The organism is Pseudomonas sp. Gutcm_11s, from assembly GCF_028649395.1.
Taxonomy (GTDB): domain Bacteria; phylum Pseudomonadota; class Gammaproteobacteria; order Pseudomonadales; family Pseudomonadaceae; genus Aquipseudomonas.
This window is the reverse complement of sequence record NZ_JAQSUW010000007.1, coordinates 85298-108601: the sequence shown is the minus strand read 5'-3', so window position 1 is coordinate 108601 and position 23304 is coordinate 85298. Positions and strand designations below refer to the sequence as shown.

Here is a 23304-nt window from a genome sequence, read left to right as displayed (position 1 = left end):
CCGCGCGTGCTTTTGCGCCGCGCTCGCCGGCTCGCGCTGGCGCAAAAAGCTCCGCGCGCGGGACTGGTCTTCACCACTGAGAACGCCCCTTTTCGTAGTCCGCGACCGTGGTGCTTACCTTGGGTTGCGTAGCGGGTTGCTGCGGTGAGGTGTTGGTCGGTGTCGGGTTCTGTCGCTGCGCCATCTGCTGCTGTCCGAAGGCGTTCTTCGAGCGATCAGGAATGGCGGGATCGAAGTAGCCGTACTCCACCGTTTGCATGCAGAAGGCAAAGTCGGTCTGCACTCGAGTAGCTTGCTGGGTGTAGCACTGACACACCGTCTCCCGGCCGTTAACGATGGCGTGTGGCATGCGTGCAAAGTTGCGGGCGTAGGTGTCGGGATCGGTGCTGGACAGGCAGTACAGCCGCGGGAAGGACTGCGGCTTGGTCAGGTCGTCATACACCGGAGCCGAGGCCGGCAGGTTCGGTACCCGGGGGACATGTCTCGCGATGTACTGAGCCGGTGTCAGGGTCTTGTTCTCAGCCGGCGTGACGCCAGGAATTAGCGACTTGGCGATGTCCGTGACCGGATTGCCGGCCTGCTCCTTCGCGGGCGCATCACTGGGCGCATCAGGTGACTCCTGCCCCCAGATCAGGGCGTAGGCGCGCCAGGCGCAGAACAAACCGATACCAGCGGCCAACAGCAAGAAGACGAGTTTCTTCGAGGGTTTGAACTTGAAGTGATGCTCGGCCTTGGCGCTGCTGTAGACACCGAAGTAGCGTTTATCCAGGCCGATGATGGTGCGACTCGCATCCTTACAACCGTTGATCTTCTCGACGTCGTTGTAGACCCGTTCGATCTCATACCGAGAAACCTTGCTGCTGCCGAAGATTCGCCAGTAGTGGATGTGCTTGTTGCACAGGCGCCGGGCATGTACGTCGATGAAGCGCGGGTCTTGGGTGATCAGGTGCACTTCGTGGCCTTGCTTACGCATGATCTCGAAGCGGCTGATGTGCTCGGGGACTTCCTTGCGTGGATCACGCACACCAAACCAGCCCTGTGCCTCATCCACCACGATCAGGGCGTTATCAGGCAGCTCGAACCACTTGAGCGGATCTTCGAAGGGATACCACTCGGCCTGCAGCCTGCTCGGGTCGAGGTCGGTGACGTTGTGGAAGTAGACGGTGCGGCCCTCGGCCTTGGCCTTGGTATCCACTTCCTTGATGGTGTTGAGGGTCTTGCCATGGCCCTGCAGGCCTGTGCGGATATAGAGCATGATCAGGCCGTGAAGGTGGTGTTGTGCTGGAGCTTGGTACGGCGATCGGCAATGCGATCAATACCGTTGAGGGTCAGCCGGGTGACGATGGCGGCGAAGTAGATGTTCACCGCGACATCAAACTTGGCGAGGCCAAGGATCATTTGCAGTGACTGGGCCATGTTGCCGAGGTTGGCGATGGCGTAGTCCTTGGCCTCGTCGATGACGAGGTTGATGCCGACATAGGCAACCACGCCGATGCTCAGGGCTCGCAGAGCGGTTTTGATCAGCGGAACAACGATGATCAGGAATAGCTGCGCTAGATAGAAGAAATGCATCACTCACCTCCGAAGGCGCGGCCGACGTAGATGGCAGCCCAGATGCTCGCGACCGCGACGATCATCCAAGACAAGTCCGTCGCCAGCCGACAGAACGGCTCATAGCGAAATTCGAGGTTGCGGCCACTGCCCAGGGACAGGGATACCGTCTCCGGTGGTGGGCAGCCGGCAGGAAGAAAGCGGGTAGCTCCGCTGATGATGCTGGGGGCTTCGATCTCGGCTTCTTTCAGCTCGAAGTCGTCACCCTGGAACAACGATTCAATGTCGTTGCGCTTGTTGGGGAAGTCGGCCTGCTCTTCGGCAAAGCAGGTCTGTTTGTGCTGCTCACGTAGAACAGCGCAGTCGATGGCATCACCAGCACAAGCGAAGGTGTTGCTCTCACAGTCGCCCACCGATGCCTCGCGGGGCACCTCTTCTTCGCCTTCCTCTTCCTCTTTGCCGCCTTCGTCCGTGCACCCGGCCCCGGTGCAGGTAGTGGACTCGTTGCCCGGAGAACCATCGGCGTTGGTGCCCGAGGTTTTGGTTTCACTCTTGCCGGTAGTGGTGCACGGAGCGGTGCCCTTGCAGTCGGTTTTCGTGGTGTCGCTCTGGCTGGTGGTGCTGGTCGAGCCATCCGGGTTGTTGGTCTTGGTTTGCGTCTCGGTGGTGTTGGTTTCGCTGTGTGCAGGCGCTGGATTGCCCGAGGTACAACCCACAGTTGAACCACCGGAACCGCAATCCATCTTGCCGGGGTTGGTGGAGCTGGAGGACGACGTACAGGTACGGGTGCCGGTGTTATTGGACGTGGTGGTCCACTCGGTGCAGCCGCTCTCGTTGTTCTGCGTCGGAGTGGTATCGCTGGGTGGCTTCGACGGTGTTTGATCAAACGGATTGCCGGGCGATGGGTTGTCAGCAGTGCAGGAAATGCCGCTGCCCTTGTAGCGGTAACTGCAGTAAGCGCCGTCCTTGTCGGTGTTCTCGACGAAGCGATAGCAGCGCTGTACCTCGAAATCGAAGGAGTACTGGCAGGAGCCATTGCAGACGCTGCCGGGCGGCTCAGTGCGGGCACCACCGCCCAGGCCGCCAATGCGGTGTTCATGGTTGTAGAAGCTGCCTGCCGAAGACTCACAAGGGTCTTCCTTGGGGCCGCAGGTGCCGTTCTCCAGCATCGGGCTACCCTCAGGGCAGCCGCACAGTGCAGAGTTTGCCGTAGTAGGCGTTAAGGCCGTCTGACCAGACTCGCACTGACCCGCCACGCCAACGGTAAACGCCGATCCGTTGCCGTGCGTCCATGAGCACACAGCATCTGCCCCGTTGGGAGACCAGGTACGCACCGTGACGCGCAAGGTGCCCTGATGCAGATCAGTTTTACGGGACAGACAGGCGGCTTCGGCCGTTGCGTGGAGGCCGGTTTTGCCTACCCACATCCGCGCCGCATGGGCATTCAGAGAGACGCAGAAGAGGACGAGACAGATCAGCAGACGTTGCATGCAGGGCCTCACAGGCGCAGCAGCAAGGCGGCAAACGCCAGGGTCACGATGACGAGATAGAAGGTGTTGGGGTCGATGTGCATGGCGAAAGGGAAAACCCCGCCGAAGCGGGGTTTGTTGCCTTACACGGCGCGACGCATGTACTTGAACAGCGCCGCCACCACGACCAGACCGAGGGCGGCGTAGCCGATGGTTTCCACATCGGTTTCAGCGCCAGTGATCTTGGCGGCGGCTGCAGCGGCGTCGGCATAGGCCTGACCGATGCTGGTGGCGCCGATGACAGCGGAAGCACCAATGACGGTGCCGAACTTGCGCAGGGTGTTGCGTACTTTCATGGGAGTTACCTCGCGATTGCTTTGCGGATGACGAGGAACACAAACACCAGTGCGAATAGGCCAATGGCCGCATCGAGCAGGAGCTGGGTTTCTTCGTCAGTAAGGCCGGGAGAGATTTCCTCCCGGATTTCTTCGCCGGTAATGGCCACCAGTTGCCCGGCACACTGGATCTCTCCAGCGGCACCGACCGACCAGCTGCCATCACAGGCGATGAAATTCATGCGATGCGCTCCAGAACCGCAGGCTCGGAGCATTCGCGGGACTCCTGGCAATCCGGACACACCGCGAAGTGCGGTGCAGTGCCCTCGTCAGCCAGGAAGTCCGAATGCGAGGCGGGCTGGTGATGCAGCTGGCCCATGACGCAGAGGCACTCATCACAGAGAACACGGTCATGGATCAGCACGGCCCGCCCCTCCGGTTACGCCTGAGCGTCAGGCTTGTTGGGGGTGGCTGCCGGCTTGTTCGGGGCCGGGGTTTGTGGAGCGGCCTGGGAGGTGGTGCGGGCCTTCACGGGCTCGATGTGCAGCGCCAGATTCTTGCCGAGGTTCTTGCCGCCACGGGCTACGTCGAAGGTGATGCGGACAGGCTCTAGGGGCTCTAGGCCAGCGCAGGAGGAAAAGACCTCATCGGCCACGTCGTCCAAAACGCCCATGCCGATGACAGACAGACCGTGTTCGGTCTTGCCGTCCGGCTCATCGCCGTAGAACAGCTTCACGATCTTCACATCGTCGAACTCGGTCTTTTGAACACCGAGAAATGCAACTTCCATAGTCGAACGTGCCATCGTTTGTTTCCTCGCTAGTTGCGCGTTATTGCGCTGGTTTGCCTTTCTGCAGGCCGAGCGATCCCGGCAGGCGAACTTCGTGTGAAGTTTTTCGCCTGTGGTTACTCGGCTTGCGGGTGGTTATGCGTGCTTAGTTATACGTGCTCAGGAACGGCTTTTATCAGTTATCAATAAATATCATCCGTATTTAGAGATAGTTAGAGATTGAAGTTTTATGACGTTTTCAGATTGGTCTAACTATTAATTTCGTTAATGAAGATCAGGTAAACACCAAGGGCCTCGGCCCTTGTTATCCCGTTTCGCCACCGTCGCCCGCGACTGGTGGACCAGTCCCGGACGCCGGAGGCGATCTGGTCGGGGGATCGGTTGGAGCCGTGCAGGACTCGACCACCGATTGCATAGAGCGGGTGAAGATTTCTTCGATCAAATCGGCCTCTTCAGTGAGCTGCCATGTACTTAGGCCGATCCCGAGAGCGATGCCGATGATTACCGGGATGGCCCACTGGCCCAGGAGCCAGAACATGTAACGACCGAAGCTGACAGTGAGGCTCATTGCTCATCCCCTTCGACATCAGTGGCCGAGGTCTGGAATTGCACAGCCAGACGGCCCATTTCAGAGCAGCAATTGCAGCCGCAGAAGTCCCCGCCACACTTGGGGCAGCTCTCACGGTTCTGATGCTTGTCCAGGGTGTACGGCTCTGCATGGCCGCAATCCTGGCAAAGCACGTAACCGTCAGTGACTTCGGGGGTGCTGCTCATTGGCTCAGCTCTCCAACTCGAACGGCTCGCGGACTGGAACGAAGGGCGTTGGATTGCCCGAGTCGTATATAACGTTCCAGTACTTCGGGGGCCGGGGCGGTGGCGTGTGTTTCGCGCAGAGAAAGGCAGGGCTCGCCTTCCAGACACCATTTACCTTGGCCACTGACGCGGGGCGGCATTGGTCGCAGGGTGTGGACTGGCAGGGAGCGGGCGATGCCGGTAAACGACGGGACCAACATACAGAGCAGTCGCAGGCCTCGGCGTGGGGTAGGTGCAGATACCGATTCAGGCTCATTGGCTGCTACCTCCAGGGCGAAGCTCTGCTCAAGGCGAAGGATCAGCTCTGCATTCAGAGAGCGGTGGGCGCCTTGGGCGGCCAGCTCGACCCGAGAGCGAAGGGCAGGGGGCATGCGGAGCTTGAATTGCTGATCAGTGCGGCTCATGGCAGCGGCCTCAGCTGTAGTCGCCGGGCAAGAACTCGGTCTTGCCTGAGCAGAGGTCTTGAATCAGCTGGTGGACGTTGACAAGGGAGTGGCGGCCAACACGCACAGTGGGGAGGGTGGACTGGTTACACATGCCCAGCACGACGGAGCTGCCCTTTTCCTCAAGGCCGGTCAGACGGGCGAATTCCTCGCGAGTGCAGATCGGGGGAAGGACTATGAAAACGTTGCTCATCTGCTGCTCTCTCCCTTGATTTGTGCGCTTTCCATAGCCGGTAAGCCTCACAATGTCTGATAATCTCTAATCACAGGTGTTGACATAATATTTGTCATGTCGAAGTCATTGTGCGTGACAAAATATATGTCATCAATGACTTTGACGCATATTTTGAGATCAATTTGGAATATGGAAGAGCGTCTAAGAGAGGTTGCTAGGCATATAGGGCCGTCGCGACTTGCTGAGCAAACGTCGATCAAGAACAGGCGTCGCTGGCAAACCGTAGCCACAGAGCTGAAGACGAAGACCCGTGTTGAAGACCTCGTGGAGCTGCTGAAGGCGTTCCCGGAGTACGAGCAGTACATTCTGTTCGGAGTAGTTGACCCAGGTCGGGGGCAGATAAGCCCGACCTACACCGAAGCAGACCGAAAATTGGAAGAACCCAAAGCGGGCAGCAGATAACCGCAGAAGTGGCCCGCCGCTGGTTTAGCAGGGAGAGGCAGGGATGAAGGCTGACTGGGATGATGCCCCGATCTACATCAAGAAGAAGCCCAACGACACCCTACGCATAGGGATAGCCGTCGTTGCAGGCTGTGCAATTACCGCCGGAGCCTTGTTCTTAGGCTCCAAACAGCTTGAGCAGAGTGCTGCTCCAACACCCCCTACTACACAAGCCCAGCCGGAGCCCCAAGCCCAAGGCTCTGTCATGCGCCTCTCCGCCAATATTCAGCCGGACAGGCGAGTGGAAGAGGAGAAGGCCCAAGCGCTAGCCAACAAGCTCTCAAGCAGGCAGCAGCAAAGCCAAGTGCCTAGCTTCCATGATGGGAACTACACGCCGCGAGGCGCTGTGAACGTAGTTCCCTTTGAGCAACCTCAGACACAAGCTCAGAAACGCCAGCTTCAAGTCGTAGTCGTGGAAGAGGAAAAGCGCCCGGAAGATTGGTGCAGCGATTGGCACAGGCCTGGAAGCATTGAGCTGCGAGAATGTCGGATGCACGTTGACCTTGAGAGCAGGAATCAAAGCTATGGAGGCAATAGAGACCGATAGCACTTATTTTTTTGGTGCTATTAAATAGTTTGCGGCTCTTTAGATAGCAACCTATATTTCTTGTGGCGATGAAACATGAAGAGCATGAAAGATCCAAGGAAAAGGAAAAGTTTAAAGGTGATGAATGCTTTTGAGTTTAGGCCGACAAAGCCTTGGGAATGCTCGTAGTCTGCATATAAAAATAAAACCCCAAGGCTAAGTAATATAGAGTAAAAGGCAACTCCTGCCTCGGTATGGGCTTCATGATAGCCCTCTAGTCGTCGTGTCTTTATCTGATCTTTAATTACTTCGATTATGTAGAACACCATGACAAAGCTCCATTCTGCTTTGTATACGACAGATGAATATTCTCCTTTCATAAATAATATAAATAGGAATATCGCTAGCGGAGCCAGAATGAGCATCGCGTCGGAAAGTGCTAGGGCTGCTGGGGATAATTTTAGTGTGGTGGTGTTCATTTGTGAGTACTTGGCGTCGGACGGTATCGTAGTTGCGAAGCTGGGGTAGGGCGGAGGCGAAGCTTATGAGCCCTTCGAAGAAGGTTGGTTTAGCTTTCTTTATCTTGAGATGTTCAGGCGGTATTGGCAAGCAAGACCGTGACGATAAATGAAGTCTGACTCTGGAACGCTTTTTATCCTCTCGTGCCCAGATATGATGGTTTCATTCATGATGCAGAAGTGGCTCGCCGCTGGTTCAGCAAAAAGGGAAGGCTATGAAGGCAGATAAAGACGATGCTCTGGAGTACCTGAGAAAAAGCTAAGGCGTTGGCCGAACTGCTCGGCAAAGAGCAGCAGGGGGAAATGCCAGTAAAGCATGTCTCAAGCGAATGAGTGCGGCGAGTCCCTGCTATTTGCAAAGATAGATGGCGCTCTATTCCTTGTGGCCTCACTGGCTATGGGTGAACTGCTTCTAGTTTGTCCAGAATCTCTTGAAGATAGTTTCTTATAGTTCGAGGTTTCGCCCCGTCGGGCTGGACTGCTTCATAGGCATCTTTCAGCGTTTCTCGTCGACGATTGAGTGCGGGGTCCGCAATGAGAATGGCTAGCGCCTCAAGAGTATTAATCACTGTCTCAGGAGCAAGTTGACGTTGTCCAGGTTGGGATACATCTCGCTGAGTGGTTCTAGGGCTTGAAACGCTGTACCAGGAAAACATGTCCCACCTGCCCGCAAGACGATCTGTAAGATGGTCTCTGACTCGTAGGCCGATAGAGGTCCCAAAGGCCTTTCCTACATAAATTGACTTATAGTCAGAGTGCAGTACATATATGCCCTTTGCGCTCCAGAAATTAATCTGATGAGCTTTACCATTTTTCTTGATATTACCGAGAAGCTCTCCATTGCCGGCGCCACCACCTCCCCACTCTATAATGTCAGGGTTCCAGAGCTGTCCGTAGCATTTTACTAACATTGTGTGGTTGCTCCAATTTAGTTGCGTTTGTTGTGGAGTAGGTTTAGTAAGTTGTTAGGGTCGTTTTGATTGGATAGCGCAGCTGCATGCTCCTCTTTGGTTAAGCCATAAATTCCTATGGTTTCTGGTGATGTTGAGTCGTCCCAGACAAAATTATTGCTAGCATCTAGGTATTTTGCAGATCGAATGACTTCGAACTCTAATAAGCCGAACTGCCTAGGCTTTCCTACTCTTACAATGATGCATGAGGCATTGTGAAAGACTTTGTCGGATTCTTTTGGCATGACTCCAATGTTGAATCCGCCTTTGTCTTTTACGCTTGGAAAGGCAAGGGCTTTTGAGCTGTTTCTTGAATATATGGATTGAGTTAGTGCACGACTAAATAGATAGTTGTTGCCTGCTGCACTCGGGTCTGCAAGTATGTGTGAAAAGAATTTATCTATGTAAATCGTTCTTAGTGCTTCTGCTCTGGGGGCTGAGTTGATCAGCTTTGAAATGGTTAGGTCGGGGTCGCGCCCAGCAAAGTGCATGTAGCCATTTTTTTGAACATTTGAATACTCACCTATAACAGCCAGGTGAAGGGTTTCTTCTTTTAGTATTCTAAAGCCCGCTAATTGTATGAGCTGTCCTTCTTTTGAGTTTACCTCGGCAAGTGCTGTTTCTTTTTTTGCTGCAATATAAAAGCATGGGCTGCCCGTCTCATTTAGTCGGCCGACTTTGGCAAGATGTGGAGGGGGGTAGTCCATCTCTGAGAGATTGGAGTATGGCTCGTTTTCAATGGCGCGGGCACGCCAGAAAATGCTTCCTCTTCCGTATTCTAGTGAAAGTATCTTATAGTGCTTGAATAGTGGGTCTATTATGTAAAGAAACTCAGCCTCTGAAGTGCTGTTAGTCGCCTTTTGAAAAATGCGGTCGCATTCATCTAAATTCATGTTATGTGGTTTTTAGTGGGATGGTAGGAGGTTAGCTCTTTACGCTAACTGCTTTCCAGGCTCCAATGTATTGAAGCACCGCGCAGTCGCCGTCATCATTCCAGACTGCTTTTGTGAGCCCCCAGTAAAAGCGATGTACTGGCGTTCCTTTTTTGTTTTTAGTGGTTGTGTCACTTCCAGTTTTGGTCCAGACAGAAATTAAATCACCTTTCTTTACTTCCTTGTCTGGGAACCAGTAAGTGTGACGTAGTTTATTGGACACCTTCCCATCCCGAGTGAAGGTGGTGTCGCAAAGTTGAAATCTCCCCACGTCGCAGTCTTCAATAGCCTCTAGAAGCACATATTCTTCCTTGTGGTCGCCGTGTCCGTGTACCGAGAGAATTTTTAAGTCCATGGTTTCTCCTCGTTAATCCCAGTCATCATGACTCTGGAACTAATAGCACATCGCTATCTTTTTAACCAAGGAGGCAGTGTGGTGAGGGCGTACAGGTTCGAAGCCACAGAGGGATTCAGTGCCTACAAAGACCAGAGGTAACGAGGTTTTGTTAGCCTTTGGGGCACAAGAGCATAGGCAAGCTACCGTTCTGTGAGGGGTTGTTAGGGAATGTGAGGCTGGGGCTACCATACCGGCAAGTCACATGGAGGCCGTGATGCTGGAAACACAGTTGTACCAGTGCCCTTATTGTTGGGAACAGGCCGAGGCGGTGCTCGATCTCTCGGCTGGGGATCAAGAGTATGTCGAGGACTGTCCGGTGTGCTGCCGGCCGATTGTCTTCGAACTGCATACCGACGGTGAAACCTGGACGCTGGACGTGCGTGGGGAGAACGACTGATGCAGCGCATCTATGAGCCGCAGGACCTGCTGGAGGCCGAACTGCTGGTGGGCGTGCTGGCCAGAGAGGGGGTGGAGGCGCATCTGGCCGGGCGGCATCTGCTCGGTGCGGTGGGGGAGCTGCCGGCGCTGGGGTTGCTCGGTTTGCTGGTGGAGGACGACGATGCCGAGCACGCGCGGCGGTTGATCGCCGCGTACAATGCCGCCGCGCCGCTGCCGGGCGAGGAGCCCGAGGGGTTCCCCGGCGTGCTGCTCTGCTGATTCTTCCTTCCGCTGCCTCCTGTTACTGGAAACACCGCCGCCCATGAGTGGACGCTACGCCCTGTTCCGTTGGCCTCAGGCCCTGTCGAGCCTGCCGGGCTTTCCCGAAGGTTTTCCGCAGCGCTGGAATCTGGCGCCCGGTGCCCAGGTGCTGTTCATCCATCAGCCCGATGGCGAGCTGCAGGCCGCGGCCGGGCGCTGGGGTCTGACCCCTGCCTGGCTCGATGACCTGAGCAAGGCGCCATCTCATGCGCGAGCCGAGACCCTGGCCGAGCAACCGATGTTCCGTGAGGCTTTTCGTGAGCGCCGTTGCCTGCTGCCGGCCAACGGCTTCTACGAATGGCGCGGTCAGGCCAACCGCAAGCGTCCGTACTGGATAAGCAGCGAAGGACTGCAGTATTTCGCTGGGGTGTGGGAGGCCTACCCGACGGCGGGGCAGACCTACCTGAGCGTGGCGATGATCACCGCGCCGGCCAACTACCTGCGCCGCCCGGTGTTGCTTGATCAGGCCGCCACTCGCATCTGGCTCGATCCGCAGGCCTCGGTCGAGCAGTTGCAGGCATTGCTGGCGGCGCCGCAGCCGCCATTGCGCGAGCGGGCGCTGAGCACGCTGATCAACGATCCGGCCTTCGAGGGGCCGGAGTGCCTGACGCCGGCCTAGCCCGGCACCTCCTGATACTCTGGCCGCCGCGCCAAGCCTTCCTTCAATAGCTCCACCAGCAGGCGCACCTTGGGCGAGAGGTGGCGCTGCTGTGGGTACAGCGCCCATACGGCGGTGTGCGGTGGGCGCTGTTGCGGCAGCAGGTCGACCAGCGCGCCGCTGCGCAGGTGTGGCTGCACGTAGTAGTCCGGCAACTGGCACAGGCCGAAGCCGCGCAGGGCGGCGTCGAGCACCGCCTCGCCGCTGTTACAGCGCCAGTTGCCCTGCACCCGTTGGCTCAGCTCGCGACCGTCCTGCTGGAAGCTCCACTGATCGCTGCTGCCGACCAGGCAGTTGTGCCGGCCCAGTTCGGACAGCGAGTGCGGCCGGCCATAGCGCTCCAGGTAGGCGGGCGCTGCGCACAGGTGCATGACCCGCGGCGCCAGACGGGTGGCGACCAGTCGCGAGTCCTGCAATCGACCGAGGCGAATGGCCAGGTCCATGCTGCTGTGCAGCAGGTCTAGGGTCTGGTTGCTCAGTTCGATCTCCACCCGCAGCTGCGGATGGCGCGCCATGAATTCGTTGACCAGCGGAACGATGAAGCGCTCGCCATAGGCCACCGCGCAGGTCATGCGCAGCAGGCCCTTGGGCTCGTCGTTGAGGTCGCCGATGGCGCGCAGGGCTTCCTCGCGGGCGTCCTGCAGGCGCTGGCAGTGCTGCAGGAAGGTCTGCCCGGCCTCGGTCAGGGTCACCTTGCGCGTGCTGCGGTAGAACAGGCGGGTCTGCAGGCGTTCCTCGAGGCGCGCCACCTGGCGGCTGACCTGCGAGGTAGACAGCCCCAGGCGCTGCGCGGCGGCGGCGAAACGGCCGCATTCGGCGACCGCGACGAACTCGTCCAGGCCTTCCCAGTTGCTCATCGATTATCCCTGGCTGGCAATAATGTTTTGCTGATTGCCTGGATTATCCAGAAAAACGCCGAGGTCTACACTCTCGGCACTTTTCATCCACCGGAGAACGTCCATGATCAAGTCCCGTGCCGCCGTCGCGTTCGGCCCCAACCAGCCGCTCAAGATCGTCGAAGTGGACGTTGCTCCGCCGAAGGCCGGCGAGGTGCTGGTGCGCATCGTCGCCACCGGCGTGTGCCACACCGATGCCTACACCCTGTCCGGCGCCGACTCCGAGGGCGTGTTCCCGTCGATCCTGGGTCACGAGGGTGGTGGCATCGTCGAGGCGGTGGGCGAGGGCGTGACCTCGGTGCAGGTCGGTGACCACGTGATCCCGCTGTACACCGCCGAGTGCCGCGAGTGCAAATTCTGCAAATCCGGCAAGACCAACCTGTGCAGCTCGGTGCGTGCCACCCAGGGCAAGGGCCTGATGCCGGACGGCACCTCGCGCTTCAGCTACAACGGCGAGCCGATCTACCACTACATGGGCTGCTCGACCTTCTCCGAGTACACCGTGCTGCCGGAAGTCTCCCTGGCGGTGATCCCGAAGGAAGCGCCGCTGGAGAAGGTATGCCTGCTGGGCTGCGGCGTCACCACCGGCATCGGCGCCGTGCTCAACACCGCCAAGGTTGAAGAGGGCGCTACCGTGGCCATCTTCGGCCTGGGCGGCATCGGCCTGGCGGCGATCATCGGCGCCAAGATGGCCAAGGCCTCGCGCATCATCGCCATCGACATCAACCCGGCCAAGTTCGATGTGGCCCGCGAGCTGGGCGCGACCGACTTCGTCAATCCGAAGGACCATGACAAGCCGATCCAGGACGTGATCATCGAGATGACCGATGGCGGCGTCGACTACAGCTTCGAATGCGTCGGTAACGTGCAGCTGATGCGTGCCGCGCTGGAGTGCGCGCACAAGGGCTGGGGCGAGAGCGTGATCATCGGCGTGGCGGGTGCCGGCCAGGAGATCAGCACCCGTCCGTTCCAGCTGGTCACCGGTCGTGTCTGGCGCGGTTCGGCGTTCGGCGGCGTCAAGGGCCGTACCGAGCTGCCGAGCTATGTGGAGAAGTCGCAGAAGGGCGAGATCCCGCTGGACACCTTCATCACCCACACCATGGGTCTGGACGAGATCAACACTGCCTTCGATCTGATGCACGAAGGCAAGAGCATCCGCACCGTCATTCACTACTGATTGCGCTGACCGGGCGCGCTTCGGCGTGCCCTGGGGGAGATGCCCGTGACTCTGGAAATCGTATCCAGCAATAAAAGCTGCGGCGGCTGGCACAAGCGTTACCGCCACCGCTCCACCGCGCTCAACTGCGACATGGTGTTCGCCGTGTACCTGCCGCCGCAGGCGGAGCAGGGCGCCAAGCTGCCGGTGCTGTACTGGCTGAGCGGCCTGACCTGCACCGACGAGAACTTCATGCAGAAGGCTGGCGCGCAGAAGCTGGCGGCCGAGCTCGGCCTGATCATCGTTGCCCCGGATACCAGTCCGCGCGGCGAGGGTGTGCCGGATGACGCCAACAAGGCCTGGGACTTCGGTCTTGGTGCCGGCTTCTACCTCAACGCCACCCAGGAGCCCTGGGCGCGCCACTACCGCATGTACGACTACGTGGTGCAGGAGCTGCCGGCGCTGATCGAGGCCAACTTCCCGGTCACCGACAAACGCGGCATCGCCGGCCACTCCATGGGCGGCCACGGTGCGCTGATCTGTGCGCTGAAGAATCCCGGTCGCTACCAGTCGGTCTCGGCGTTTTCGCCGATCACCAATCCGCTCAACTGCCCCTGGGGCGAGAAGGCGTTCTCCAATTACCTGGGCGACGACCGTTCGCGCTGGCGCGAGTGGGATGCCTGCGTGCTGCTGGCCGAGGCCACGGAGAAGCTGCCGATCCTGGTGGATCAGGGCGATCGCGACGACTTCCTCGAAGTCCAGCTCAAGCCCCAGGCCCTGCAGGCCGCGGCCAAGGCTGCCGAGCATCCGCTGACCCTGCGTATGCAGCCGGGTTACGACCACAGCTACTACTTCATCGCCAGCTTCATCGACGACCATCTGCGCCATCACGCGGCAGCGCTGGCCTGATCGATGAGCCAGCGCGAAGGGCTCGGGCTCTTGTTGCTGCTGGGCGGGGTGGCGCTGGCGCCGTTCGCCTGGTGGCTGAACCGCGGTTGGCTGATCGTCGCTCTATTGCTGGTGTGTGTTGGCGGGCCGCTGTTCTTCACTGCGCGTCGGGCACGGCGTATGGCGCAGGTGAATGATCGCTCGGGGCCGCTGGTGCTCGGTGAGGCCAGGGGCTTTGCCGGGCATCGCGCCTTCGACGAATCCAGCGATGACTGATGTGTCGGGATGAGAAGGGTTCGCAGGGTGCCGCCCTGCGGTAGAATCGCGGCCTGATTTTTTCTAGGCCAGGTTTTCATGAGCAGCCCTATGCGTATCGGTCACGGTTACGACGTTCATCGCTTCGGCGAGGGCGATTTCATCACCCTCGGCGGTGTGCGCATTCCCCACAAGTTCGGCCTGATCGCCCACTCCGACGGCGACGTGCTGCTGCATGCCTTGAGCGATGCACTGCTCGGTGCCTGTGCACTGGGCGATATCGGCAAGCACTTCCCCGACACCGACCCGACTTTCAAGGGTGCCGACAGCCGCGCGCTGCTGCGCCATGTGCTCGGCCTGATCCACGCCAAGGGCTATGTGGTCGGCAACGTCGACGCCACCATCGTCGCCCAGGCGCCGAAGATGGCGCTGCATATCGACACCATGCGCGGCCTGATCGCCGAGGACCTGCAGGTGGCGCTGGACGCGGTCAACGTCAAGGCCACCACCACCGAGAAGCTCGGTTTCACCGGCCGCGAGGAAGGCATCGCGGTTCACGCCGTGGCGCTGCTGGTGAAGGCATGACCGAACTGGAACTGCTGGGCCCGCGTGCCCATGGCGAGGCCTGTGGTCAGGCCGTGCTCAAGGCAACCGCCGAGGACTTCCAGGTCGACGAGGTGCTGGACATTCCGCTGTCCGGCACTGGCGAGCATCTGTGGCTGTGGGTGGAGAAGCGTGGCCTCAACACCGAGGAGGCGGCGCGCCGTCTGGCCCGTGCGGCCGGGGTGTCGCAGCGCAATATCAGCTATGCCGGGCTGAAGGATCGCCAGGCACTGACCCGCCAGTGGTTCAGCCTGCACCTGCCGGGCAAGGCCGATCCCGACCTGTCTGCCGCCGAGGGCGAGACCCTGGCCATCCTCAAGGCCGTGCGCCACTCACGCAAACTGCAGCGCGGCGCCCACTCGGCCAACGGCTTCACCCTGCGCCTGACTGGCCTCAAGGCCGACCGCGAGCTGCTGGAGCAACGCCTGCAGCGCATCCGCGAGCAGGGCGTGCCCAATTACTACGGCCTGCAGCGCTTTGGCTGGCAGGGCGGCAACGTTGGCGATGCGCGTGGCTTCGCCGAGCGCAGCGAGCTGCCGGAGCAGCGCAACACCCGCTCGCGCCTGCTCTCGTCGGCGCGCAGCTACCTGTTCAACCGTGCCCTGGCGGCGCGCGTGGCGGATGGCAGCTGGAGCCTGGCGCAGGTTGGCGATCTGCTGGCCTTCACCGACAGCCGCAGCTTCTTCATGGCCGGCGAGGCGGAGACCAGTGATCCGCGCTTGGCCATTCTCGACCTGCACCCGACCGGCCCGTTGTGGGGTGAGGGTGCGTCGCCTGCTGCAGGTTCGGCACAGGTGCTGGAGCAGGGGTTGGCCGAGTCCGAACCGGCGTTGACCGCCTGGCTGGCGAAGGCGGGCATGGCGCACGAACGGCGCATCCTGCGCCTCCCCATCGCCGGGCTGACGTGGCATTATCCGGAGCCTGAGATAGTGCAACTGCAATTCGTCCTGCCGGCCGGTTGCTTCGCCACCGCCGTGGTGCGCGAACTGGTCGATCTGCTGCCGGCAGGGCAGACGGACTCTCCATGCGAATTCTGATTTCCAACGACGACGGCGTGATGGCACCCGGCATCGCCGCGCTGCATGACGCGCTGAGCGACTATGCCGAGTGCGTGGTCATCGCCCCGACCGAAGACAAGAGCGGTGCCAGCAGCTCGCTGACCCTGGACCGCCCGCTGCACCCGGCGCCGCTGCCCAATGGCTTCATCGCGCTCAATGGCACGCCTACCGATTGCGTGCACCTGGGACTCAACGCGCTGCTTGATCCGCTGCCGGACATGGTCGTTTCGGGCATCAACCTGGGCGCCAACCTCGGCGACGACGTGCTCTATTCCGGCACCGTGGCCGCGGCGCTGGAAGGGCGCTTCCTGAGCAAACCGGCTTTCGCCTTCTCGCTGGTCTCGCGACGCACCGACAACCTGGCTACTGCCGCCTACTTCGCGCGCAAGCTGGTCGAGGCGCACGACAGGCTCGACCTGCCGCCGCGCACCGTGCTCAACGTCAACGTGCCCAACCTGCCGCTGGAGCATATCCGCGGCGTGCAGCTGACCCGCCTCGGCCATCGCGCGCGCGCCGCCGCGCCGGTCAAACAGGTCAACCCGCGTGGCAAGGAGGGTTACTGGATCTCCGTCTCCGGCGATGCCGAGGACGGCGGCCCGGGCACCGACTTCCATGCGGTGATGCAGGGCTACGTATCGATCACTCCGCTGCAACTGGATCGTACCTTCCACGAGGCCTTCGCGAATCTCGATGGCTGGCTGGAGGGCCTGCTCTGATGCGTGGCCAGGATCACCTGCAACGCCAGGGCGTCGGTATGACGTCGCAGCGCACCCGCGAGCGCCTGATCGAGCGACTGTACGAGGAGGGGCTGTCCAACCCGCGCGTGCTCGAAGTCATCCGTCGCACGCCGCGCCACCTGTTCGTCGACGAGGCGCTGGCGCACCGCGCCTACGAAGACACCGCGCTGCCCATCGGCCACAACCAGACCATTTCTCAGCCTTATATAGTCGGGCGCATGACCGAGCTGCTGCTGGCCGGCGGGCCGCTGGACAAGGTGCTGGAGATCGGTACCGGCTCCGGCTACCAGACCGCTGTCCTGGCGCAACTGGTGGAGCGGGTGTTCTCTGTGGAGCGTATCCAGGCCCTGCAGGATCGTGCCAAGGAGCGCCTGGTCGAGCTCAAGCTGCGCAACGTGGTGTTCCGCTGGGGCGATGGCTGGGAGGGCTGGAATGCTCTCGGCCCGTACAACGGCATCATCGTCACCGCCGCCGCCGCCGAGGTGCCGCAGGCGCTGCTGGACCAGTTGGCCATCGGCGGTCGTCTGGTCATTCCGGTGGGTGCTGGCGAGACGCAGGAACTGCTGCTGATCGTGCGCGAAGAGGATGGCTACTCGCGTCACGTGCTCGACCTGGTGCGCTTCGTTCCGCTGCTCAACGGCCCGTTGGCCTGAGTTTGCTCGTTCCTGCTTCACAGTGCCGGCGCGCAAGACTGGCAGTGCCCGATATTTCCGGCACAATGCATCACAACATTTCCAAGAAACACCGGCAGGGGAGCACGGGGTGAGTCTCACGAGCGGACAGCAGCGAAAGCGCCTGAAGGGCCTAGGCCTGGGGGCAGCGGTTTTCGCGGCAATACTGTCGGGCTGCAGCAGCTCGCCTTCCACACCGCCCCAGGTGGTGGATCGCACCCACGGTGGTAGCGCTGGAACGCCTGCGCGTCCGCAGACCACGGCTGGCCAATATCAGGTTCAGCGCGGCGATACCCTCTACTCGATTGCCTTCCGCTTCGGCTGGGACTGGAAAGCCCTGGCCGCGCGCAACAACATTCCCGCGCCTTACACCATTCGCCCGGGCCAGCGCATTCGCTTCGACGTGCCGCAGCAGGGTAGCGCTCCCGTAGTCGCGCAGCCGAGCAGGCCAGTGGTGAGCACTGTGCCGCCGCAGACCGCGTCGCGGCCGCCGGTGCAGACTCCTGCGCCGGTCAAGACGCCCACCCAGGCGCAGCCTGTCACTCCGGCACAGCCGCCGGTGGCCACCGCAGGTGGCTCTGCTACCGCTGGCAAGGTGCAGCCGGTTCAGCGCTCTGCGCAGGGCTGGGCCTGGCCTGCAAACGGCCTGCTGATCGGTAAATTCTCGTCAAACGGCAGTTTGAATAAAGGAATTGATATCGCTGGTGAATTGGGCCAGCCTGTTTTGGCTGCAGCTGATGGTTCCGTTGTGTACGCCGGAAGTGGTTTGCGGGGCTACGGTGAACTGGTGATCATCAAGCACAGCGATGCCTATGTAAGCGCCTACGGTCATAACCGCAGGCTGCTGGTGCGGGAGGGACAGCAGGTCAAAGTCGGACAGCATATCGCCGAAATGGGATCCACGGGTGCCGATCGGGTGAAGCTCCATTTTGAGATTCGCCGCCAAGGTAAACCGGTAGACCCACTGCAGTATCTGCCACGTCGTTGACTCTGCCGCCAACCTGCTCTCGCATAGGAGGAGCGGGCTTTGGTGTTGCCAGGGAGTCATCCAGCTATTCATCAGGTGCGCAATGATCGGCGGCAGGCCAGTTTTAACGCTGGCTTGGGGGGCCGGTTCTCCCTGATGTCGAACTGGGTTGGGTATCGCCAAGGCTTGTTGTCGAACTCAGTACAGGACAACAACAATGGCACTCAGCAAAGAAGCGCCGGAGTTTGACGTCGACGATGAGGTGCTCCTTATGGAGCCGGACATCGTTCTGGAAGAACTGACAGAGGAAGCCGAGCTGTCACTTTCCAGCGCCAAATCCAAGAACTCGACCACCACACTCAAGCAGCACAAATACATCGACTACACCCGGGCGCTCGACGCGACCCAGTTGTATCTCAACGAGATAGGATTCTCGCCGCTGCTCACCCCGCAGGAAGAAGTGCACTTCGCGCGCCTAGCGCAGAAGGGCGATCCCGCCGGGCGTAAGCGCATGATCGAGAGCAACCTGCGCCTGGTGGTGAAAATCGCCCGACGCTACGTCAATCGCGGCCTGTCCCTGCTGGACCTGATCGAAGAGGGCAACCTCGGCCTGATCCGAGCCGTGGAGAAGTTCGATCCAGAGCGCGGCTTCCGTTTCTCGACCTATGCCACCTGGTGGATTCGGCAGACGATCGAGCGGGCGATCATGAATCAGACCCGCACCATCCGCCTGCCGATTCATGTGGTGAAGGAGCTGAACGTCTATCTGCGCGCGGCTCGTGAGCTGACCCAGAAGCTCGACCACGAACCCTCAGCCGAAGAAATCGCCAACCTGCTGGAGAAGCCGGTCGACGAGGTCAAGCGCATGCTGGGTCTCAACGAGCGGGTCACCTCGGTGGATGTTTCCCTAGGCCCAGACTCCGACAAGACGCTGCTCGATACCCTGACCGATGATCGCCCCACGGATCCTTGCGAGCTGTTGCAGGACGATGATCTCTCGGAAAGCATCGATCAGTGGCTGTCCGAACTGACCGACAAGCAGCGCGAGGTAGTGGTGCGCCGCTTTGGTCTGCGTGGCCATGAGAGCTGCACGCTGGAGGAAGTCGGCCAGGAGATCGGGCTGACTCGCGAGCGGGTGCGGCAGATTCAGGTCGAGGCCCTCAAGCGCCTGCGCGAGATACTCGAGAAGAATGGCCTGTCCAGCGACGCATTGTTCCAGTAGAGCGCACCAAGACAAGAAGCCCGGCCATGGCCGGGCTTTTTATTGCCCGTCGATGTAAGTGATTGCTTACATCGGGTGTAGGAAATCACAGGTTAAACACATTGGTTGCGATCCATTCTTATCTTTGTATTTTTATTAAGATATTGATTTATATCGATTTAATTTTTATGGATGCCTTGTAGACAGTAGGTTTCTGGCGTTTGGGTGGTCTTGTTAGCTTCGGCCGAAAGGCTAATATGAAGCCGTGCCTAGGGATAAGGCACGGTTGCCAGGACGGTGATCGAGGAACCACTGCAGGATGCAGTTCATCAGGAAGATGAAAGGATTCTCAGGGAGTAGGGAAGAAAGAGCGGGCGGCTAACACCGCCCCTTTTTTTTCCCGCAGGAAAGCCAGAAACGAAAAGGCCCGCAGATGCGGGCCTTTTGCGTTTGGGGCGCTTAGCGCTCCAGGTGCTTCAGCTTGTCCTTGGTGCCGTCCCACTCCTCGGCGTCCGGCAGCGCATCCTTCCGCTCGGTGATGTTCGGCCAGACTTCCGCCAGTTCGGCGTTGAGTTCGATGAACTCCTGCATGCCGTCCGGTACTTCGTCTTCGGAGAAGATCGCCTGGGCAGGGCATTCCGGCTCGCACAGGGCGCAGTCGATGCACTCGTCCGGGTGGATCACCAGGAAGTTCGGACCTTCGTAGAAGCAGTCCACCGGGCAGACTTCGACACAGTCGGTGTATTTGCATTTGATGCAGTTGTCGGTAACGACGAAGGTCATTCTGATTCTCTCCTCGTGCGGCGGCACCTGGGTCCCGTCTGCGCAGGGTTTGCAGGCGCTCGATAAAGGCCGCGGCTCAGGCTGTAAACCGGGCAGTCGTAAAAATGCGCGCGATTCTAGCAGCTTGAGCGGATTGGCGTTAGATGCGCGTCTTCCATGTATATAACAACTCCATGGCTCGACGGGGTGTCAGATCATCGGGATTGATCTTGCTCAATTCCTCAAGCACCGGGTGCGGCAGGGCTGCGAACATGTCGCTCTGCAGTGGTGCGGCTAATTGTCCCGGCTCGCTGCGCGGCACCTCGTGAGGCAGGCTGGTGGTCTCCAGGCGGGCCAGATGTTCGCGGGCACGCTGGATCACCGGGCCAGGTACACCAGCCAGTTGCGCCACTGCCAGGCCATAACTCTGGCTTGCCGGGCCGGGCAGCACGTGGTGCAGGAAGACGATGCGCTCGTTGTGCTCGGTGGCGTTGAGGTGCACGTTGGCTACTACCGGCTCGCTCTCAGGCAGTACGGTCAGCTCGAAGTAGTGGGTGGCGAACAGCGTCCAGGCGCGCAGCTTGGCCAGGTGTTCGGCGGCTGACCAGGCCAGCGACAGGCCGTCGAAGGTACTGGTGCCGCGGCCTACTTCGTCCATCAGTACCAGGCTGCGGTCGGTGGCGTTGTGCAGGATGTTGGCGGTCTCGCTCATCTCCACCATGAAGGTGGAGCGGCCGCCGGCCAGGTCGTCGCTGGAGCCGATACGGGTGAAGATGCGGTCCACCAGCGAGAGCTCGCAAGCGGCCGCCGGCACGTAGCTGCCAATATGGGCGAGCAGCACGATCAAGGCGGTCTGGCGCATGTAGGTGGACTTACCGCCCATGTTCGGGCCGGTGATGATCAGCATGCGGGTGCCGTCGTCGAGGCCGAGGTCGTTGGCGACGAACGGCGTCTCCAGCACCTGCTCGACCACCGGGTGACGGCCCTGGTCGATGCGCATGCAGGGCTCATCGACAAAGCGCGGACGGTTCAGATCGAGGTTCAGTGCGCGCTCGGCCAGGTTGGCTAGTACGTCCAGTTCGGCCAGGGCGCCGGCGGTGTCCTGCAGCGGCGCCAGCTGGCCGATCAGCAGTTCCAGCAATTCCTCGTAGAGCTGTTTCTCGCGGGCCAGGGCGCGGCTCTTGGCCGACAGCGCCTTGTCCTCGAAGGTCTTGAGCTCCGGGGTGATGAAGCGTTCGGCACCTTTCAGGGTCTGGCGGCGGATGTAGTCGGCCGGGGCCGACTCGGCCTGTTTGCTCGGCAGCTCGATGAAGTAGCCGTGCACGCGGTTGTAGCCGACCTTGAGGTTGGCCAGGCCGGTGCGCTCCTTCTCGCGCGCCTCCAGGTCCATCAGGTACTGACCGGCGTTCTCGCTGATCGACTGCAGCTCGTCCAGCTCGGCGTCGTAGCCGGTCTTGAGCACGCCGCCATCACGGATCACCGCCGGCGGGTTGTCGATGATGGCGCGGGCCAGCAGGTCGGCCAGTTCCGGGTAGGTGCGGATGTTCACCGCCAGCTCGCTCAGGTGGGCTGCGTCCAGCTCGGCCATCGCGCCCTGCAGCTGCGGCAGCGCGGCGAGGGCGTCGCGCAGGCGCGCCAGGTCACGCGGACGGGCGTTGCGCAGGCCGATACGGGCGAGGATACGCTCGACGTCGCCGATGTCCTTGAGCTGCGGCTGCAGCAGTTCGAAGCGGTAACGGTCGAGCAGGCAGGCGATGGCCTCTTGGCGCGCCTCCAGCACGGAGCGATCGCGCAGCGGGCGGTTCAGCCAGCGGGTCAGCAGGCGCGAGCCCATGGCGGTCTGGCAGCGGTCGACCACCGATTGCAGGGTGTTGTCGCGGCCGCCGGCCAGGTTGGTGTCGAGCTCCAGGTTGCGGCGGCTGGCGCCATCGAGGATGACGGTGTCGTCCAGGCGCTCATGGCGCAGGTTGCGCAGGTGCGGCAGGGCGGTGCGCTGGGTCTCCTTGGCGTAGACCAGCAGGCAGCCGGCGGCACCGATGGCCAGGGTCAGGCCTTCGCAGCCGAAGCCCTTGAGGTCCTGCACGCCGAACTGCTGGCACAGGCTCTTGCGCGCGCTGTCACGCTCGAAGTCCCAGGGCGCACGGCGGCGTACGCCGCGACGCTTCTCAATCGGCAGGCCCTGGGGCCAGTCGTCGGGGATCAGCAGTTCGGCGGGGCTCAGGCGCTCCAGTTCGGCTAGCAGGTTCTCCCAGCCTTTCATCTCCTGCACGCTGAAACGGCCGCTGGTGATGTCCAGCACGGCCAGGCCGAACAGCTTCTCGTCGCCGAGGATGGCGCCGACCAGGTTGTCGCGGCGTTCGTCGAGGAAGGCCTCGTCGCTGATGGTGCCGGGGGTGATGATGCGCACCACCTGGCGCTCCACCGGGCCCTTGCTGGTGGCCGGATCGCCGATCTGTTCGCAGATCGCCACCGCCTCGCCAAATTTCACCAGGCGTGCCAGATAGCCTTCGGCCGAGTGGAAGGGGATGCCGGCCATGGGAATGGCCTGGCCGGCCGACTGGCCGCGGGCGGTAAGGGTGATGTCGAGCAGGGCCGCAGCCTTCTTGGCGTCCTCGTAGAACAGCTCATAGAAGTCGCCCATGCGGTAGAACATCAGCATGTCCGGATGCTGATTCTTCAGCTTCCAGTACTGCTGCATCATCGGTGTGTGGGCTGACAAATCGCTCATGCTGTTCGGTCCGGCTGAAATCGCAAAAGCGCCTAGTGTAGGGTATCCCCCTTGCCCGTTTCACCCCGGAGAGCACATGGATTCCATCACGCAGTTGGCCGAACATCTGGGCGCCGCGCTTCAAGGGCTGGGGGCTCAGGTGAGCACCGCCGAGTCCTGTACCGGTGGCGGCATCGCCGAGGCCATTACTCGCATTGCCGGTAGCTCTGCCTGGTTCGAGGCGGGCTACATCACCTATTCCAATGCGCAGAAGACCGCGCAGCTGGGCGTGCCGACGGAGTTGTTCGTGAGTGTTGGCGCGGTCAGCCGCGAGGTGGTGGAGGCCATGACCGCTGGCGCCCGGCAGCGCAGCGGTGCGCGTTTCGCGGTGGCGGTCAGCGGTGTTGCCGGCCCCGGTGGCGGTTCGCCGGAGAAACCGGTCGGTACTGTATGGCTGGCCTGGGCCGATGGTGAGCAGTGCTTCGCCGAGCGCTGCCAGTTCGCCGGCGACCGTGAGGTCATACGGGGGCAGACTGTGCGGCGGGCGCTGGAGGGATTGCTCCGACTGGCGGCAGGAGAAAATCCCGAGCGGGGGTAGGCGAGCGACTTGCCTTATGGAATACTACTGTCTACTTATACAGTTGTT

Annotated in this window: 27 protein-coding genes and 1 pseudogene; 13 read left to right on the top strand and 15 right to left on the bottom strand. The window is 60.8% G+C overall.

Annotated features, from left to right (window positions below; genetic code table 11):
- Positions 1-70 precede the first annotated feature (70 nt).
- The 12 genes and pseudogenes from PTT45_RS01885 to PTT45_RS01830 form a co-directional block, all read right to left on the bottom strand.
- Positions 71-1255 carry a zonular occludens toxin domain-containing protein gene (locus tag PTT45_RS01885; protein WP_273811206.1) on the bottom strand — a complete coding sequence of 395 codons (1185 nt, stop codon included), beginning with the start codon at positions 1253-1255 and terminating at the stop codon, positions 71-73.
- Between the two features lie 2 nt (positions 1256-1257).
- Positions 1258-1572, bottom strand: a complete 315-nt coding sequence (locus tag PTT45_RS01880; protein ID WP_273811205.1) for a DUF2523 domain-containing protein — start codon at positions 1570-1572, stop codon at positions 1258-1260.
- Positions 1572-3041, bottom strand: a complete 1470-nt coding sequence (locus PTT45_RS01875; RefSeq protein WP_273811204.1) for a virulence factor TspB C-terminal domain-related protein — start codon at positions 3039-3041, stop codon at positions 1572-1574. The genes PTT45_RS01880 and PTT45_RS01875 overlap by 1 nt, the downstream gene beginning before the upstream one ends.
- A gap of 122 nt (positions 3042-3163) precedes the next feature.
- Positions 3164-3376 (bottom strand): major capsid protein, encoded by a 213-nt coding sequence (locus PTT45_RS01870; protein WP_273811203.1) that lies wholly within the window; start codon positions 3374-3376, stop codon positions 3164-3166.
- Positions 3377-3381: 5 nt separating this feature from the next.
- Positions 3382-3597, bottom strand: a complete 216-nt coding sequence (locus tag PTT45_RS01865) for a hypothetical protein (RefSeq protein WP_273811201.1) — start codon at positions 3595-3597, stop codon at positions 3382-3384.
- A 197-nt stretch (positions 3598-3794) separates the two neighbouring features.
- Complete coding sequence (locus tag PTT45_RS01860) at positions 3795-4160, bottom strand: hypothetical protein (protein WP_273811200.1); 366 nt, start codon at positions 4158-4160, stop codon at positions 3795-3797.
- A 763-nt stretch (positions 4161-4923) separates the two neighbouring features.
- A complete protein-coding gene (pflM, locus tag PTT45_RS01855; protein ID WP_273811317.1) occupies positions 4924-5214 on the bottom strand; it encodes a lysogeny maintenance protein PflM in 291 nt (96 codons plus the stop codon).
- A gap of 22 nt (positions 5215-5236) precedes the next feature.
- A pseudogene (locus tag PTT45_RS01850) lies at positions 5237-5362 on the bottom strand (Arc family DNA-binding protein); the annotation flags it as partial.
- A 10-nt stretch (positions 5363-5372) separates the two neighbouring features.
- Positions 5373-5594 carry a hypothetical protein gene (locus PTT45_RS01845; RefSeq protein ID WP_273811199.1) on the bottom strand — a complete coding sequence of 74 codons (222 nt, stop codon included), beginning with the start codon at positions 5592-5594 and terminating at the stop codon, positions 5373-5375.
- Between the two features lie 1050 nt (positions 5595-6644).
- Complete coding sequence (locus tag PTT45_RS01840) at positions 6645-7082, bottom strand: hypothetical protein (RefSeq protein ID WP_273811198.1); 438 nt, start codon at positions 7080-7082, stop codon at positions 6645-6647.
- A gap of 967 nt (positions 7083-8049) precedes the next feature.
- Positions 8050-8964 (bottom strand): RES domain-containing protein, encoded by a 915-nt coding sequence (locus PTT45_RS01835; protein WP_273811197.1) that lies wholly within the window; start codon positions 8962-8964, stop codon positions 8050-8052.
- Positions 8965-8995: 31 nt separating this feature from the next.
- The gene (locus PTT45_RS01830) at positions 8996-9358 is read right to left on the bottom strand and encodes a hypothetical protein (protein WP_273811196.1); all 363 of its coding nucleotides are present in this window, start codon (positions 9356-9358) and stop codon (positions 8996-8998) included.
- 256 nt (positions 9359-9614) lie between these two features.
- On the opposite strand from PTT45_RS01830, the gene PTT45_RS01825 reads away from it, so the two are divergent.
- From PTT45_RS01825 to PTT45_RS01815, 3 genes are read left to right on the top strand one after another with little or no spacing between them, the layout of a single operon-like run.
- Positions 9615-9797, top strand: a complete 183-nt coding sequence (locus tag PTT45_RS01825) for a CPXCG motif-containing cysteine-rich protein (RefSeq protein WP_192318138.1) — start codon at positions 9615-9617, stop codon at positions 9795-9797.
- The gene (locus tag PTT45_RS01820; RefSeq protein ID WP_273811194.1) at positions 9797-10057 is read left to right on the top strand and encodes a putative signal transducing protein; all 261 of its coding nucleotides are present in this window, start codon (positions 9797-9799) and stop codon (positions 10055-10057) included. Before PTT45_RS01825 ends, PTT45_RS01820 begins: the two co-directional genes overlap by 1 nt.
- A 43-nt stretch (positions 10058-10100) precedes the next feature.
- Positions 10101-10718 (top strand): SOS response-associated peptidase, encoded by a 618-nt coding sequence (locus PTT45_RS01815; protein ID WP_273811192.1) that lies wholly within the window; start codon positions 10101-10103, stop codon positions 10716-10718.
- Here the strand turns inward: PTT45_RS01815 and PTT45_RS01810 are convergent.
- Positions 10715-11614, bottom strand: coding sequence for a LysR substrate-binding domain-containing protein (locus tag PTT45_RS01810; protein WP_273811190.1), 900 nt, complete (start codon positions 11612-11614; stop codon positions 10715-10717). The genes PTT45_RS01815 and PTT45_RS01810 overlap by 4 nt on opposite strands.
- Before the next feature lie 103 nt (positions 11615-11717).
- Here PTT45_RS01810 and PTT45_RS01805 point away from each other — a divergent pair, with 103 nt between their 5' ends.
- The 9 genes from PTT45_RS01805 to rpoS all read left to right on the top strand — a co-directional run bounded on the left by PTT45_RS01805 (position 11718) and on the right by rpoS (position 19210).
- Positions 11718-12830 (top strand): S-(hydroxymethyl)glutathione dehydrogenase/class III alcohol dehydrogenase, encoded by a 1113-nt coding sequence (locus PTT45_RS01805; RefSeq protein ID WP_273811189.1) that lies wholly within the window; start codon positions 11718-11720, stop codon positions 12828-12830.
- Between the two features lie 39 nt (positions 12831-12869).
- Complete coding sequence (fghA, locus tag PTT45_RS01800; protein WP_273811187.1) at positions 12870-13718, top strand: S-formylglutathione hydrolase; 849 nt, start codon at positions 12870-12872, stop codon at positions 13716-13718.
- Between the two features lie 3 nt (positions 13719-13721).
- Positions 13722-13973: a hypothetical protein gene (locus tag PTT45_RS01795; protein WP_273811185.1), complete on the top strand. Its 252-nt coding sequence runs from the start codon at positions 13722-13724 to the stop codon at positions 13971-13973.
- A gap of 90 nt (positions 13974-14063) precedes the next feature.
- Positions 14064-14537: a 2-C-methyl-D-erythritol 2,4-cyclodiphosphate synthase gene (gene ispF / locus PTT45_RS01790; protein ID WP_273811183.1), complete on the top strand. Its 474-nt coding sequence runs from the start codon at positions 14064-14066 to the stop codon at positions 14535-14537.
- Complete coding sequence (gene truD, locus PTT45_RS01785; RefSeq protein WP_273811181.1) at positions 14534-15592, top strand: tRNA pseudouridine(13) synthase TruD; 1059 nt, start codon at positions 14534-14536, stop codon at positions 15590-15592. Before ispF ends, truD begins: the two co-directional genes overlap by 4 nt.
- A complete protein-coding gene (gene surE, locus PTT45_RS01780; protein ID WP_273811179.1) occupies positions 15580-16329 on the top strand; it encodes a 5'/3'-nucleotidase SurE in 750 nt (249 codons plus the stop codon). Before truD ends, surE begins: the two co-directional genes overlap by 13 nt.
- A gap of 38 nt (positions 16330-16367) precedes the next feature.
- On the top strand, positions 16368-17003 hold the full coding sequence (locus PTT45_RS01775; protein ID WP_273811316.1) for a protein-L-isoaspartate(D-aspartate) O-methyltransferase: 636 nt from the start codon (positions 16368-16370) through the stop codon (positions 17001-17003).
- A 109-nt stretch (positions 17004-17112) separates the two neighbouring features.
- Positions 17113-18009 carry a peptidoglycan DD-metalloendopeptidase family protein gene (locus tag PTT45_RS01770; RefSeq protein WP_443218138.1) on the top strand — a complete coding sequence of 299 codons (897 nt, stop codon included), beginning with the start codon at positions 17113-17115 and terminating at the stop codon, positions 18007-18009.
- Positions 18010-18205: 196 nt separating this feature from the next.
- A complete protein-coding gene (gene rpoS / locus PTT45_RS01765) occupies positions 18206-19210 on the top strand; it encodes an RNA polymerase sigma factor RpoS (RefSeq protein WP_273811177.1) in 1005 nt (334 codons plus the stop codon).
- Positions 19211-19648: 438 nt separating this feature from the next.
- Here the strand turns inward: rpoS and fdxA are convergent, their stop codons facing one another.
- A complete protein-coding gene (gene fdxA / locus PTT45_RS01760) occupies positions 19649-19972 on the bottom strand; it encodes a ferredoxin FdxA (protein WP_043308572.1) in 324 nt (107 codons plus the stop codon).
- Between the two features lie 139 nt (positions 19973-20111).
- Positions 20112-22679, bottom strand: a complete 2568-nt coding sequence (gene mutS, locus PTT45_RS01755; protein WP_273811173.1) for a DNA mismatch repair protein MutS — start codon at positions 22677-22679, stop codon at positions 20112-20114.
- Between the two features lie 76 nt (positions 22680-22755).
- On the opposite strand from mutS, the gene PTT45_RS01750 reads away from it, so the two are divergent.
- Positions 22756-23256, top strand: coding sequence for a CinA family protein (locus tag PTT45_RS01750; protein WP_273811172.1), 501 nt, complete (start codon positions 22756-22758; stop codon positions 23254-23256).
- Positions 23257-23304: the final 48 nt, after the last annotated feature.